6 protein-coding genes are annotated in these 16,673 nt (G+C 39.0%); all 6 read right to left on the reverse strand.

Features of this window, described 5'->3' with window-relative positions:
* Positions 1–4,354: glycoside hydrolase family 20 zincin-like fold domain-containing protein (locus HMPREF2628_RS00070; protein ID WP_142350475.1), on the reverse strand; the 4,354-nt coding region annotated here is incomplete at its 3' end.
* A 142-nt stretch (positions 4,355–4,496) separates the two neighbouring features.
* Complete coding sequence (locus tag HMPREF2628_RS00075; protein WP_083320474.1) at positions 4,497–11,009, reverse strand: SpGH101 family endo-alpha-N-acetylgalactosaminidase; 6,513 nt, start codon at positions 11,007–11,009, stop codon at positions 4,497–4,499.
* Between the two features lie 296 nt (positions 11,010–11,305).
* Entirely contained in the window at positions 11,306–13,288 is a 1,983-nt protein-coding gene (locus tag HMPREF2628_RS00080; protein WP_070841974.1) for a peptide ABC transporter substrate-binding protein, read from the reverse strand.
* Positions 13,289–13,486: 198 nt separating this feature from the next.
* Positions 13,487–14,539: a glycosyltransferase gene (locus HMPREF2628_RS00085; protein WP_070841975.1), complete on the reverse strand. Its 1,053-nt coding sequence runs from the start codon at positions 14,537–14,539 to the stop codon at positions 13,487–13,489.
* Between the two features lie 24 nt (positions 14,540–14,563).
* Positions 14,564–15,661 (reverse strand): UDP-galactopyranose mutase, encoded by a 1,098-nt coding sequence (gene glf, locus HMPREF2628_RS00090; RefSeq protein ID WP_070841976.1) that lies wholly within the window; start codon positions 15,659–15,661, stop codon positions 14,564–14,566.
* A gap of 13 nt (positions 15,662–15,674) precedes the next feature.
* Positions 15,675–16,673: an acyltransferase gene (locus HMPREF2628_RS00095; RefSeq protein ID WP_049552126.1), complete on the reverse strand. Its 999-nt coding sequence runs from the start codon at positions 16,671–16,673 to the stop codon at positions 15,675–15,677.

Below are 16,673 nucleotides of genomic sequence, written 5' to 3' on the forward strand. Positions count from 1 at the left end.
GTTTTTCTTCTGGGTAAAGTTCACGCCATTTCTTGTTGTGGTATGGATCATCTTTTGGTGCGAAGAAGTATTGGGTCAATTTTAAATCGCCACCAAAACGCATGAGTTCAGCACGATCTGCATTAGACCATGGATTTCCATAGTAACCTTCGATGAAACCACGGTTCTTGATTTCAGCGTAATCTTCCACTGTCACATTGCGAAGAACTGGAACTTGACTTTCCTTAAGCATGTGTTTCAAGGTTGTCAAACCATAGAAGACTGCATCTGTGTCTTTTCCGACGATGGAAATTGAATTGTCCTTGATGGTCAAAGCATAGGCATCAATCTTATCAAAGAGACCTGCTGAAACGTTAGATAAGTTTTGTTCTGCTTGTGATTCGCGTCCATGTACTCCAAGATAGATATTAGTTGCGCCAGCAACTGCTGATTGACTAGTAGTGTAGGATACTTGATTGTCCTGTAAGACACTCTTCAAGCGATTACGAGTATAGACATCGAGTTGATCTCCCATTACCAGATTGACTTGCTTACGAAGAGCTGTGACTCCTTCTCCATAAGTCACTTTTTGTGGAGTTGGGAAAACCTTGTACTCTTTCTTGAGATAATCTGTGCTCTTGCTGGCAGCCGCAATGCTATCTTCGCTAGCTGGTTTGCTTGCTGTGAATTGATCCGCTAGTTCAACTGTTCCATCACCTGTTTGTTCTACTTTTGGAGTTTCAGGTGTAGATGGTTGTTCTGGTTCTGGTGTCTCTTGTCCCTCTTTGATAGGTTTCAATAGATGAACTTCAGCTGCACTTGCAAAGCCCCCAACACCTGCTAGAACTTTCAACTCAATCTTGTTGGTATGAACCGCTGCAAAGTTAACTGTTTTTTCTTGAGCGTTGTTGTCCCAGCTTCCTTCTGAAACCTTGACCATTTGGCCATCTTTTTGTGCATAGATCTCGTAACGAGTCACGACTCCATTTCCACCACCTGGACGTGGGAGATAAGTCAAACCATTGACTTTTTCTGCTTCTTTCAAAGTCATAGAAAGAGTGTACGGAGCAGTATCACCAGTCCATTTAGTATGCCAGAAGGTGTTTGGATCATTGTCAAAGGCTTTTTCAACAACTCCTTCAGTCGCTGTTCCTGGTGTTTCTTGACTAGTTGCAGAAACTGTGAAATGATCTGTTGGAATCAAACGAGGATTTACAAACGCTTTATCTGACAACTCTGCACTATATAAAATTCCTTTGAATCCCCCGATGCTTTCAAGCGGTAGAACCAAGCTATTGTGAGCAAAGCGAGGGTGAGCTGGATTCGCGATACGTTCAATCTTCTCACCATCCACATAGAATTCCGTTGATTGTGGTTTGGTCACGATAGAGATTTGATAACGTTTATTCTTTTCAAGTTTTTTCTTGAATTGGATATGGAACTGTTCAAATTGATAAGCAAGATAGCCGTCTTTATCAGCTAGATAGATACGGTTGTCTCCACTTGTTGAGAAGGTTTGTTCACCGTCTCCAGTGACAGTTACATCAAACTTCAAGACATGACTTGGACCGACATCACCTGCCAGGCCTTCAATACTGCTATCTTTCTCAAAAGCCAATCCTTGCTCGCTTGTCTTCACCTTCTTGCTTGCATAGTTCTTCACTGTTTCAGGATTGATGGTAAACAAATCACTTTGATCAATCTCTTTTTCAGGATTTGACTGTGGCGCATAAGGGCTCGTTGGTAGGGTACGTTCTGCAAAGGTCGCTTCCGCACGGTCAGATCCCCAAGTGCGTTCTGCAGTTGTTTGCATGCTCTTAAAGAATCGTTTAAAGATATCGTAAGATGTCAAACCTGTCTCATGAAGATCAATATTGTCATTCCAAACTGCGTGGCCACCACCAATTACATTTGGATTTGATTCTTCTAGAAGTGGACCATGACCTGTTCGGAAATCGTTTGGTGTCCACCTATTATATTGTGTTTCATAGTTAGCATAGTCACCATAAGCTGTTTGACGATTATCACCATTTGGTACACTATAGGTTGGAATATCTGTTATGTTGATAATCTTAGCTCCTTGAGCAATAGCTTCTTTTGGTTGCTGCCAGCCAATACTCCAGATATCAACTTCTACATCTTTCCAATCAACCGCTGTTTTACCTCGTTTCGCACTGAGCGATCCCCAAATACGAGGTGTATAGCCTTTCCCTTTAATGTACTTAATAAGATCATTGACATAACGACGATAGCTTTCTCTACTTCCGTAGTATTCATCCGTTCCGATATGAACAGTAGATACCCCATGAAGTGGTGCATCTGGACCATCAAGAAGTTTGTCATAAACTGATTTGACAAAAGCCAGCGTTTCATCGTATTTATTATCTAGATCGAGCATAGCTACGCGCTCTACGTTATGTTTACCTCTGTAATCGCTCAGACTACCTTGATACATAAGGTCTGGACGAACTTTGACAAATGACAGAGCATGACCTGGTGTGTCAATTTCAGGTACTAGATTGATATGCAATGCCTTAGCAAGTTTAATCAGATTTTGCATCTCTTCTTTAGTATAGTGCTCATCTGATGTTAATTTTTGACCATTCTTACCGACAATATCTGTCTCTACACGGAAACCTGTCTTAGCATGTTCTAGAACATACTTAAGCTCTTCTTCTTGTGTTAGGTTCTTACCTGCCAAGTGCTCTTTTAGGAAGATATAGTTATCGTTGAGGTGCAACTGCAAGTCGTTCATCTTGTAGTAAGCCATATTGAGCATGATGTCTACAAGGGTGTCATAAGGAATAAATTTACGACCTGTATCTAGCATAAAGCCACGGTGGCTGAAACTTGGGAAATCACGAATTTCTCCATTTTGGAGATTGCTTTCCCCCATTTGAAGAAGAGTACGAGTGGCATAGAAGGCTCCTGTGTTCGTTGCAGCTTCGATAGTAATGACACCATCTTGGATAGTGATGGCATAACCTTCCTTACCATAACCCTTGTTTTCAACTTTTTTAAATTCAATTCGTTTTTGAGCCTGCTTGTCACCTGTCGCAAGTTCCAATCCACGACTAGCAAGATCTGACTGGTAGAAGGTTGCAGACTGATCAAAGCCTGAATCACCTGTCGCAAGAACTGTATCTGAAGTGATAGAAGATTGACCTTCTTTTCCATACCATTGTTGAACAGCTGGTGCTACTTTTGGTTTGATACCCACACCTTCGTCCTGATGTAGCCCCTTGATGACTACTTCAAATTCTTTAGTAAAGGTATGTGAATCTTTAATTTGCTCTACCATAACCTTAACGCGTTGATCAGTCAAAGGCTTATAGATATGATTTTGAAGGTCAATCACACCTTGTTTGTTGCTACCGATAAGACTGACTTTTCCTGGTAGAGTTGGCAAGACAAGAGACTGTCCGTCTTTAGCAACAGTCAATTCTGTAACCTGACGGATATCCGTTACCTTACTTGTATCAGGAATATTCGAATAAGCTCGAATTTCTTGAATACCAACGTTTCTCCAGCCCATTGTGCCCGCTTGATAGTCATTGATTTCTAACTTGAGATATTTAGCTTGAATACTATTGGCTAAGTCAACTTTCTCATCTAAAACAGGTTCTCCAGTCTTGGTATGAGCTAGCTTCCATTGTTTTTCTCCACTACCATTTACATCATCTTGACCTGCATAGTAGAGGCTCCAAGACTTGATATTTGGATCATTTTGACCATTGCGAACGCGACGATCCCAATCAATTTCCACATGCCTAATAAGTGTAGTTTTTGGAAGAGTTAATTCGAAAGTTGGTTTGTCAATATTTTGATTTGTTGCCCAACGAGTATCAGGATTACCGTCCACTGCCTTGTCAGCAGTATAAGGAGTACCAGTTTCTGAGTCGTTTACTTGAACAGTGACACCTTCTAAGTGGTTACGATCTTCTCTATCTTCAATTTGCTTTTCAACTGGTTTGATTGTAGGTGTAGCTGGTTCTACAGGTTTAGAATCTGCTTTTGGTGTTTCAACCGGCTTCAGAGTCTCAGCTGGTTTGGGAGCTGTTGGACTTGTTGCTGGGCTTGTTTCTTCAGTTGCTGCAGGACTTGTTCCTGCAGTATTTTCATGATTTTCATCATGACCTGTATCTGCCGTCGCTTCTGATTCAGCTTTCTTTAAAACAGCTGCTAAATCATCTGGCAACTTGTCTAAAGGCTGAGCTTGTGTGATTGTTCCTTCTTTCTCAGGTGTTCCAACTGTCTCTGCAGCTTGCACTACATTTGCACCAAAGATACTAGCACCGATCAATACAGAGGCTGCACCAATTGCAAATTTTCGAATACTATAGTGACAACGTCTTTCAAAAAAATGTCTATCCATCTTTCTCCTATTCCTTTCTCCCACTTATTACAGTAAGCGGTCTCATTTTCCATTTGAAAATGGAGAGAACCTAGAGGTTCTCTCCAACTAAGTTATTTCTGTCTGAATTCTAGTTCCTGTAAGTTATAAAATTCAGTCTTCTTTAATTTTCTTTTCGTTTTGTCGCAAGGACAGCAGCAGATAAGGCAAGACCGACGCTAGCTAGGAAGATAGCTGTATCCGATTGGCTTTCTCCCGTTTCTGGCAATCTCTTCTGCTCTTCTGTTGAAACTGAAGTTTTAGATTCTGCAAGTTTTCCTTGACCCAATTGACTAATCCGATACTCAGGTTTTTCAATAGTTGGTGCTACTTGATCGCCTGCTGTAGCCAATAGTCCTGTGTAGGCTGGCTTTTCGTTTACCAAAGCTTCTACTGCATTAGCTCCGCCTTTGTATTCTGGCAATTCATGAACTAAGGCTTCTACTGCATTGGCTCCACCTTTGTATTCTGGAACTTCATTGACAGCTGCTTCTACTGCATTAGCGCCACCTTTATATTCTGGCAATTCATGAACTAAGGCCTCTACTGCATTGGCTCCACCTTTGTATTCCGGAACTTCATTGACAGCTGCTTCTTCACCTGCTGTTCCAACTGGTCCTTTATACTCAGGTACATCAAGAATTGGTGCTGCTTCTTCACCAGCTGTTCCAATCGGACCTTTATACTCAGGCAATTCAAGAATTGGTGCTGCCTCCTCACCTTTGCTACTTGTAGGAGCATCTGGTTTCACAGTCTGATCTTGTAGTTGGTTGAGATATTCTGCAAAATAGGCAACCATTCTTTCAGTCAAGAGATGGTTATCCGTAGCATATTTCATACTAGCTACTACACTTGCTACCTCCTCTTGATTCTCTTTGCTGGTCAATTTTTGAGCTTTCGCTAAAGCTGTTTCATAACCTGACAAATCAAGAGCTGTTTCTATAGCCTGTGGACGACTAAAGATTAACTCAGCAGCAGCTTGATATTTGTCACCACCGTCTCCATAAGTCTTAGTACCTGTCAAAACAATTTTCTTAGCTTTGATTGTCTTACCAAAGTCAATGTCTTTTGGTTTATTGTTATCTGGCCAATCAGTTGCAGTGAAAGTATGTTCTTTACCAGATTCATCTGTCACAACCAATTTCACATCACGCAAGTTACCATTTGATCCTGATCCACGTGGCACATAACGGAAGCCTGTGATTTCTGTTGCTTCTTTCAATACCATGGTTGCAGGTTTGCCAACATCTCCACCATTCCAAGACGTATGCCATAGACTTGACAAGTTACCATCAAAGGCGTTAGCCAAATCTTCTCCCGCTTGAGCTGGAGCATTCAAACTTTCAAAGTCTTCTGCTACCAAGGCTGTTTTCTTTTGTACCAAGGCATTCTTCAGAGCGTCAATCTTAGCAATCTCGGCACGCGCTTCTTCTACACTAATGTCATCATCTGCTTGACTAAGGTTAAAGACAGCTTCCTTCAAGGCATCCATAGATTCCTTAGTATAGTTGGTCATAGCAACCGTTGGCAAGTAGTTCTTCAGAGCATTTTCTGTTAACATCTTACCAGTTAGAGTGATTTCCTCGATTTGAAGTTTATCCATCATGAAGTCGTTGTAACCACGGAAGTTCGCATTTCCACCAGAATCTCCACGAGTATTGCTTGCGTTACCAGTTGAGTAGATACCCACCCAAGTATCACCTGTTTCTGCACCTGTTACGAGGAAGGTTACCTTCTTAGCTTTCTTAGAATCTGTCCAAGTATTTGGTAGTTCATGCATTTCTAAATTGCTTGCTTGATTACCGCGACGTCCTGATTGGAATTCTCCTTTACCGACTACAAAAGCGTAGGTATTGTCAGAGCCTGCTTCATATTCAAAGGTTACACGATAAGTCTTACCAGCTTCAAAACGGAAGTTTTGAGGAATTGTTTGGTAAACCAAGTTACGACGGCTAACTAGTCCATTTGTCTTCAATGACCAATTTCCTTCGATAACATCATCGACTTTCTTACCATTCCAATCACGTTGTGTATATGGATCATGTTTTTCAGATAAGTGAGTGCGATTATCCTCAACTCCTTCGATACCACCAATTACAAATGGGAAAATACCTTGAGCAACATTTTCAAAGTCTTGTTTAAATGTTCCTTTAGCTGTATCATGATTATCTCCGTACATACTTGAATTGTTTTCGAAGGTACGAATTTCATCAAAATAAGTTGCTTCATCACCAGCTTCACGACTCAAAGTAAGAGTGACATTTGATACATCTGAACCTGTTGTAAAGAAGGCATACATGTTTTGGAAGTAACTTGTATCGTCAACTGTAGCATTGTCACGACGAGTATTATGGGCATAAGCCTTAACATAGTTAAGAGCTAGTGACTTATTGGTATAGCTAGTTACTTCTTTTTCACCAGTATTCACTGTGATACTTGCCTTAGCATTACTACGATTATCAACACCGACATAAACGGCATACTTAGTATTTGGTTTCAAGCCAGTCAGTTTCTGAGTAAGGCTGACTGTGCTCTTGTTGCCTTGGATACGAAGCATTTCATTTGCGCCTTGTGATTTGACAATTTCTGCCTTAGAAGCATCTCCAGAAATAGTCCAGTGTTTCAAGGTTCCACTGTTAAATCCTTGGTCATAGATATGCATACCTTCACTCCATGACATTTCAGGATTGGTTTGTTTTGAACGGTAGAGAACGTATGGTTGATTTGCTAGAAGGTCTAGGGTAATCTTGCCATCTTTTACAGTTAATTCTTGTTCCTCTGTCTTACCTTGGTCAGTTAGCTTGTAAAGGTAAACCTTGTTATTTGCCCAATCGCTAGGAAGTGTCCAAGTTGTTGCACCAGCTTGCGTATTGAAGTAGTACATTTTTTCCTTATCAGTAGGAAGTTTCTTACCATTTGCATCCCAGTTCCAAGGAGTCAAGTAAGCTGAACCATCTTGGATGACACGTTCATTGAGAGTTACTGTACGTTCACGGTATTGTGGGCTATTGACATCGTTTGACTTACGAGTCACAACTACTTTATTGTTATCAGCATCTACCAATTCCACTCGCATTTCTGGAGTCCATTTATAGGTGCTACCATTATCAGACATAGTGACTGGTGTACCGTTTTCCCACTTGCTTACAGTGAAGTGTTGGAAGTACTTGGTCATGACGTCATGAGCAAACAAGTTAGTGACATAGCCATTGTAGTCACTTCGTCCTTGCCAGCCTTCAAAGTCTTTCATGCTGTAACCACCTAGAAGTGGATAGTTGGCTGCACCACCATAACTTCTGTAGTCCCCAACCCAAGAATCTTTTTGGTGGTTACGGATAAAGCGCGTGATGGCACTGTTGATACCTTTATTAGTATAGCCACCATAGGTCAGGTCAGCCGCCCAGTGTTGGAATGTCGAGTCATATTCACCACCATGGCCCCACTCAATCGCAAAGCGCCAGCCTTGCTTATTGATTTCTTTAGCAAGAACGTGGGTAGCCCAGGCTCCATTATCACCTGATTGGCCATTGCCCCAAACGTCAACATAGATAAAGTCAAGACCTTCACCAAGTTTGTTCTTCAATTCTTCCCAGCGAGCTAAGCGACCATGCGCCAAGTCATAAGCAGCATCAATGTTGATACCTTGGTCTAGCCAGTTCCAACCATAGCTGTAGCTACCATCTGGATTCTTACGAAGAATATTTTCGTTAAAGTATTTAGACTCAGGATAAGTTTCAGAAGCGTTGACGTGGATACCTAGATGAGCTCCATATTTCTTCGCTTTCTCAATCAAAGCTTTGAAATCTTCGACACCACCAATACGTTTACCAATATCAGCATAGTTCAAGTGGCCTGAATCATGACCTTCACTACCATAACCTTTAAGGAGAACACCTTGTCCAAGACCATCTGTATGGAGATTGATTTTCTTGATACCATCCAAGGTCATAAGGAATGGGTTTTGTGCTTGTGAACCAAAGTTCATCGCGATACGATATGCTGTGATATCCTTAACTTTTTCCCAACCTTGAGGGTTGTTCATGATGCTTCGGTAAGCAATAGCTCCATCCTGCCAGTCAACTTTATTGTCCGCATTGGCATCTTCAGTGATCACAACCTTGGCACTTGGAAGTTCTTTAGTGTACTCTGGGAAGACAATTCCCTTATAAGCTTTTTCCCATTGCCATTCAGAGCTATGAATTCCGACATAGTTGGCATTTCCGACTGTTTCTTTATAGGCTGTCAAACGAGTCCAGTCATTAGAGCCACCACCGTAGCTGTTTTGAGAATTACTCCAAACACCTGCAGCAAGCTTGTCTGTCGAAACAAATCCATACATGTAACCCTTAGCCAAATTCTTCATTGGATTAGTTACTTCAATATGGTCATCCCCGCTAACATGCGTATTGTTTGACATAGTTGCCCCATCAAACTTAGCACCAGCTTGGTCACTTGAAACAGAGACTAAAGCATTGCCAAGGAAACTAATAGTAGAGAGCAATTTTCTTTCGTCGTCAATCTTTTGACCTGGAGTGACTTGATTGTGGTTGACAATCTTAGTTACATCAAAATGTAATTGATTGTCCACAACTTGCAGACGAACTGTCATATCCGCATTGATAAGATTAGCCTCATCACGGAGTTTCATTTCATATTCTGCAGTTGTTTCATTAATTTTCTTATAAGTAACCTCAGGGGTGATTCTGTGGTTATTGATAAAGACTTGATTGAACTGTTGAACCTGTCCTGGTAAAGTATGGCCATTTAGCGTATATTCCTTGACACGTGGAAAGGCTTGGTCAATCACTGCTTTTAGGACTTTAGACTGGATGGTATCATAAGTCACTTTACTATCATCTACCACCGCACCCGTTTCTTTTTCAGCAGTAGTTTCAGTAGCTTGAACTCCGTCTTGATTGTCAGTCTTAATATTTACAACTGTCTTTTCAGTACCATATGTACCAGCTTTAAGTAAGATTTTCTTTTCATTTTTAAGATTTTCATTAACAGCAGCTGGCAAAGTAACCGTATCAAAAAGCTTTACATCATTATTTGTTGCATTCAGCTGACCATCTGATTTTAAGCTAATAGTCAGATGATTCACTGAGCCATTTACTGGAGCTGCAACACGGCCTCCCTGATACCATGTGCTATTACCTGGTGTCTTATATTCCCAGAACCAACCTTCTTTGTCATATCCAACAAAGACATTATTATTTGTATCTTTAAATTTCAAGAAAACACCAAAACGTGATTTGCCTGTTTCAGATTCTTCTTTGAAAGTGAGATCTACATTCGCATTCCCATTCGCATCCACAGTCAATCCTTGCTTTTCAAACAAAGCTGGTTTGCTAGCATTGTCATTTTGATCTGTTGAAGATAACTTATTGTAACGAACACCATTTTCTTCACGAATAGCAACAGTCCCTTGCTGTTCTTTTCTTGCTACAGTTTGCCATTCAGGAGTGACTTCCTTTGGTGTCTCTGGCTTAGCTGTCGCTGGTTTTTCTTCTTTCGGCTTATCTGCTTTTGGCTTTTCTTCAACTGGTTTTTCAGTTTCCTCTAAATTCGCTGGTTTTGAACTAGAGATTCCCTTAATATGATCTTGAATCCATTTTAATTGAGCTGGAGAGAAAAGGATCCCTCCACTACGGACACCGACCACACCATTTTGATGAACGCCAATCAATTTACCATCCGTGTCAAAGATACCGCCACCGCTAGCACCTGGTTGTCCACCTTGATAACCAACTCCTTGAACACCTTCACCATAAGATTCAGCAAAATCCACAGCAGTGTTAATAACTGGCGCCAACTTACCAGCAGGATAGCCAAACATATTGACTTTATCCCCAACTTTCTTAACAACTGGCTTTTCAGTAACTTCAACAGGAGCATTTTCAAGAACTGTACGCAATCTCACAAGAGCCAAATCGTTCTTATAGCCCTTTAGATAACCATCTCTATCCCAGTGAATCACATCTTTTTTACTAAATTTTACATCATCTAAACCAGGGTAGGATATACTAAAAATATCGCCATCCCCTTTATCATTATCCACAACTTTACGGATATTTCCATCTTGTTGATCCTTGATAAAGTTGTGAGAAACAGTCAAAACAAGATCCTTACCAATGACAATACCACTACCTTCTCCTGATGGAGTCTTAATCTTAACAGTAGCGCCATAGTTCAATTCTCCATTTTTTGTTTTGGCAACATCTTCAGGAACTAGACTACCAGTATCTTGTGCTAATTGATCTTTATTTACCTCTTTACCATTATCAGTAGCTTTTTCAACTTTACCTTCTAATTCTTTCGGCAACTTGTCAGTAGTTTCTTTGTTTTCCTTTTCAAGAGCTAGTAACTCTTCTTCAGTTTTTGGTCCATCCGTTGTTTCAGCAGAACCTGGATTTGCTGCTGCAGCTTCCTTATCGAACTCCCGTCCATTATCGCTCGCTTTTTTATCCAAATCAGCCAGCTCACTTGGCAAATTATCTGTTGAGCCAACTGTTGGTGTGTTAGCCATTACTGGAGCAGTAGCAAAAAAACTAGCCCCAATCATAACTGAAGCAGCACCTAGTGCAAATTTACGAATGCTGTATGTACATCGTTTTTCAAAAAATCGTTTATCCATTAACTCCTGATTCCTTTCACCAATCTTCGTAAGCGTTTACATTTCTTATTCGAAAAATACTCCTTTCTATCTGAAAAGTGCAATGCTTAACGTTTATAAAAATAATTACACTTTTAATATAACAATTTTTAATAGATAAAGCAATAGAAAAGCTAGGAAAATTGCTAATTTTTTTCTTCATTCTGACAAAACCATACTCTGAAATTAAGGGGAAAATTGTCACATAATAAAAAGGATTTAGCATTCCTATCGAATGCCAAACCCTTTATCAATCAGTTTCTATAGATGATTAAAATCTATTTCACATGTTTTGCGAGTTCTTCTTGCGCTTTTTTATTGGATTCTTCTTTTTCTTTCATCCATTTATCTTGAGCTTTTTGGTATTCTTCTGTTGTTACTGGTTTATCTTGTACATCAAGGTATTTATACAAGTGAGCTTCACTTGTTCCTTTGTTTCCAGAATAAGCAAATGGAAGTGTGAATGGTACCATCTTAGACAACATTGGACGACCAGTTTTAGAAGTTGTTGGGATTAGCAAGGCACTGTCGGTCAACCAAGCTTGGGCAGCAGCATATTTTTCATAACGTTTTGAAATGTCATTCACTTCTTCACCAGCTTCCACAACCATTTTTTCGTAGTCTTCCAAACCAACTTGCTTAGCCGCAGCGTTGTTTGTTCCAGAGTCAAATCCTAGGTAAGTCTTTGTACTTTCCCCTACAGATGGTTTGAGAATATCAAGGTAGGTAGATGGGTCAATGTAGTCTGGTCCCCATCCAACGTTATCTGAGACATCCCAATCTTGTCCAGCAGCCGTTTCAGCAAAGTAGGTAACATTGAGAACTTCATCTTTTTGAAGTTGTTGGATATCAATGACGACATTGTCAGTTCCTAATGTTTCTTCAAGTGATTGTTTAAAAGATTGGACACGTTGAACTTTTGTTGTATTGGTTTGGTCAACTGGCATATCTAGGTGAATTGGGAATTGTACTCCCTCAGCTTGTAGAGCTGTCTTAGCTTTAGCAAACTCTGCTTTCGCTTTTTCAGGATTATATAGTCCATCTTGGGCATCAGCAAGGTTCACATCCTTCCATTCATCCCCATAAGTCACCAATTTGTCTTTGACCATTTCGCCAAAGTTCTTTCCATCTGCCTGTACAAATGTAGGAGGAACAAACAAGTTACGAAGCAGTTTAGTTGCCCCATTCGCACCATTCACTTGAGAAGCATAGGCTTTTCTATCAAAACCAAAGGCAAGAGCTTGACGGAAATCTTTGTTTAGAAGAGCTTTCTTGGTTGAAGTCTTTTGTTCATCTGTCGTCTTAGAAGTGTACTTATAAGACTGGCGATCAATATTAGTACCTACTAAATAAGTAGTAGAATCTTGTGGTGTATAAACGATGTTGTCTTTAAACTCTTTTTCAAGTTCAGGATAACTTGCGCTTGTCGGGAAGAGACGAGCCATTGTAAAGCTTCCATCTTTGAAGTTTTCTGCAAGTTTTCCTGTATCTTGACCATCCCAGAATGAAAGTTTTACCTTATCAATGTGAACATTGTCCTTATCCCAGTAGTTTGGATTCTTTTCAAATTCTACTGAAGATTTAGCGACCAATGATTTCAACAAGAAAGGTCCGTTATAAAGGATACTGCTTGGATCTGTTGCTTTCCCAAAATCATCTCCCTTAGAGTTTAAAAACTCTTCATTAACTGGTGCTAAGACACCCATTGTTGTTTTAGAATTCCAAAAACTTTCAGGTTTGTTCAAAGTGTATTGAACTGTTTGATCGTCAATCGCTTTAATCCCAACTTGAGAGAAATCTTTAGTTTCCCCTTTAGCGTATGCATCCAAACCTTTAATTGAATCCTGTACCAAGTAAAGGGCTTCTGATTTCTTATCTGTCGCATACTTAAGTCCTGTTACAAAGTCTTGAGCTTTCACAGACGCATACTCTTCTCCTTCAGATGTGTACCACTTGGCATCTTTACGGATTGTATAAGTGTAAGTCAAGCCGTCCTTAGATACAGACCAATCCTCAGCCATAGATGGCACAAAGTTACCATAGCGGTCATTTTCAAGCAATCCATCAATCACATTACTAGTAATGTCAGTAGTTGCTGCCTTACCAGTTGTCAAGTAGTTCAGGTTATCTGGATCTGTTTCGTAAACATAAGAAAAAGTTTTCTCACCTTTTGCACTAGACCCTGAGCCAGAACAAGCAGCTAAGACACCTGCTGCTAATAAAGTTACTCCCGCAAGAGCCAATACTTTCCTTGTTTTCATAGTATTCTCCTTTGTTTTTCTATCCATTATAGACCCTTTGCAATCTATTGTCAATATATTTTTCTGAATTTTCATGTTTAGTTGTTATTTTCTGACAACTATCGAATCTTATTTCATTTTTTAATCTCTTTTTAACTATAAGAAAAGAGGGAATCCAGTAACTCCCTCATCCATCTATTTAAGTCATTTTTAGATTCATTATTTTAAAGATTGCAATGCAGAAAGAAGATAAGAACCCTCACGAATTTTTTGACCTACGGCCTTAGCATTTTTGACCAAATCCTGATACTCTTCTTGAGACAAATTGTCCAATACTTCTTCCAAGTCAAGTAAACTCTCAACACTAATTCCACACTCTTTTTCTAAGACGAAATTAGCCAAAGCAGATTGCCCCCAGACAATAATAGGGTAACCAGAAGCCAAATAAAGGGATGCCTTGTGGGAATTATTGTATCTCAAATACTCACCAAACACTCCGCTACAAGTTTTAGAACTATCACCGTCCCAAACCAAACCAAAGCTTCCTTCTAATGCTGATGGTAGTTCATCTGGAAGAAAGGAACCAAAATAGGTTGCATTTGATAGCTTTCTAGCCTCATCAAAACCAACACCATAGAGGTTATAGGCCGGTCTTGCAGGCAACTCATATAAGTAACCTGCTTTTTCTTTGGCTAAATTTCCAGCTACAATAATAGCCCCTTCCTTAGATAAATCTTCTTTGTCCTGATAATTCGGGATCAGATAGTCAAAAATGCCTAAACTAACTATTTTTTTCTCAGAAATCCCCTTATCAACAAGCACTGATTTCATAACTGGATTATGAGCAATAAGACCATCAGCTTGTTTCAAAAGACTTGACTCTTGAAGATGAACACGAATTTTATGCTTCAAGGGTACTGTATCCAAATTAGCATAGCGCAAAACTTCTAAGTCATGGATAATAAAGTGAACCTTCACTCCTTTACGTTGGATTCTTTTGACTAAATGAGTCGTAAAGAAACTATGATGAAGCATAGGAAATTGAATCAGTAGCTGATCCCCTTCCTTCAACTTAGAGATAGCTTTAGATAGGGCTTTGGCCTTATGTCGTTGAGCTCTAATAGTCCCCATTTGATACCAATCATCTACCATCAATAACAAAGGACTATAGCCCTCACGAACTACTATTTCTTCAACATCATTTCGAGCCTTATTTCCCGCATTTCGTGCACCAGAATCCTTCAGAAATTCTTCTTTTAGATAATATTTCATCTATCAATTTTATCCTTCGTTATCTTATTTAAACTCTTCCTCTACAACATTTAGGGCACGTTCAATGACCACATGCATGTCGTAGTATTTATAATCGGCCAAACGTCCGCAGAAAATGACCTTATCATTCTGCGCTGCTTCTTCTTGATACTTAGCAAACATAGCATTGTTTCTCTCATCATTGATTGGATAATAAGGTTCATCACCACGTTTCCAATCAGCTGGGTATTCACGAGTAATAACTGTCTTTGGTTGCGTTCCGTATTCAAAATGTTTATGCTCAATAATGCGAGTATAAGGAATTTCTCGTTCTGTATAATTAACAACGGCATTCCCTTGATAATTTTCCTCATCTAGAACTTCATGCTCAAAACGAAGACTACGGTATTCTAACTCACCATGTTTATAATCGAAGTATTGGTCAATCATCCCTGTAAAGACAACTTTTTCAGCAGAAGCTTCTAATTCCTGACGATTGGCAAAAAAGTCAACTCCAAGTTCTACTTCAACATCCTTCAGCATATTTTCGATAATGACATTATAGCCACCGATTGGAATTCCTTGGTAACGGTCATTAAAGTAGTTATTATCAAAAGTCAAACGAACTGGTAGACGTTTAATGATAAACGGTGGAAGGTCAGTCGCGGAACGTCCCCATTGCTTTTCAGTATATCCTTTAATCAACTTTTCATAAATATCTAGACCGATCAACTTGACAGCCTGTTCTTCCAAGTTTTTAGGTTCAACGTCCTGCATATGTGCTGTTTGTTCAGCAATCTTATCTTTCACTTCTTGAGGAGTTTTTGTTCCCCACATAGCATAAAAGGTATTCATATTGAAAGGTAGATTATAAAGGCTACCCTTGTAATTAGCTACAGGCGAGTTGATATAGTTGTTAAATTCAGCAAATTGATTAACATAATCCCAAACTTTCTTATTAGAAGTATGGAAGATATGAGCACCATATTTATGAACATTAACACCTTCTACATTCTCACAATAGATATTCCCACCAATGTGGTCACGTTTATCAATAACTTTTACTTTTTTTCCACGCTTGGTTGCTTCATAAGCAAAAATTGCTCCAGACAACCCAGCACCAACGATTAGATAATCGTACATCTTGTTCTCCTTTTTATAATTTGACGATTCGATTGAGATATGGGATTCTCATTAATATTCCAATGACAATAAAACTAATACTCAAAGTAAATATAGCAAACCACAAATATGCACCTGTAAAACTGAAAGCAATTAATTTTTCCCATATCTTCATAACATAGGTGTGTATTACAAAAACACCCATTGTTTGATTAGATAGAGAAACAATCCATTTGCTCCCATTTTCATTCAAAGATAGTGTTAATACCATCAGGAAAATTCCTAAGCTTGTAAATTTCACGAATAGAATATCATAAAAATATTCAGCAAAAAGATTATGGTAAGTATTCTTTGCTAAGAAAAACAATATAATTGGTGATATCAATACTAAAAGCATGCTAACTATTTTCATCCAATTTTTAAATCTATATTTGAGATTATCTACATTGAATTGTGCTATATAACCACCTAAAATATAATAGAAAAACCATGTCCATAATCTAAAAGTTTGCATAACATGAGTTTGTAGAGGCCTCTGAAAGAAAATATTTGCCAATTCAACTATAAAACCAATAACAATCAATAAAGCTAAAATGTATAAATATCTTCTTTTTGAATTTAAAAATTTACTCAAAATAGGCAAGCATAAATAAATCAGTATCAATGCGCCAAAAAACCAAAACTGAAAGAAATACCCTTTTTGTATCAGAGAGCCTACAATTTTTTTAATTGGATTAACTGTAAAATCTCTTTTAAAGAGCCAAACGATAATGTTCCATGATGATACTGTTATTAGGATCCATTTGACTTTCTGAAGTATGTAATGGGAAGTTATTTCCCTCTTGCCTAACAATAAATAACCATTGACCATAAAAAACAAGGGAATAGAGTAGGTACCCAAATAATATAAATACGTCAAAAGATTCCATGAACCAGTATCTTTAAATCCACCCATTGTTGTATGAAGTAAAACAACTCCAACACAGGCAAGCACTTTTAGTAAATCTAGGTTGATATTTCGAACTTTTCTCAT

The sequence above is a fragment of the Streptococcus sp. HMSC063B03 genome (genome assembly GCF_001836965.1).
Taxonomy (GTDB): domain Bacteria; phylum Bacillota; class Bacilli; order Lactobacillales; family Streptococcaceae; genus Streptococcus; species Streptococcus pneumoniae_F.

Coding starts and splice junctions, on each gene's coding strand:
- glf (WP_070841976.1), bottom strand. CDS start 15,661: ATGTACGATTATCTAATCGTTGGTGCTGGGTTGTCTGGAGCAATTTTT.
- HMPREF2628_RS00085 (WP_070841975.1), bottom strand. CDS start 14,539: ATGAAATATTATCTAAAAGAAGAATTTCTGAAGGATTCTGGTGCACGA.
- HMPREF2628_RS00080 (WP_070841974.1), bottom strand. CDS start 13,288: ATGAAAACAAGGAAAGTATTGGCTCTTGCGGGAGTAACTTTATTAGCA.
- HMPREF2628_RS00095 (WP_049552126.1), bottom strand. CDS start 16,673: ATGAGAAAAGTTCGAAATATCAACCTAGATTTACTAAAAGTGCTTGCC.
- HMPREF2628_RS00075 (WP_083320474.1), bottom strand. CDS start 11,009: ATGGATAAACGATTTTTTGAAAAACGATGTACATACAGCATTCGTAAA.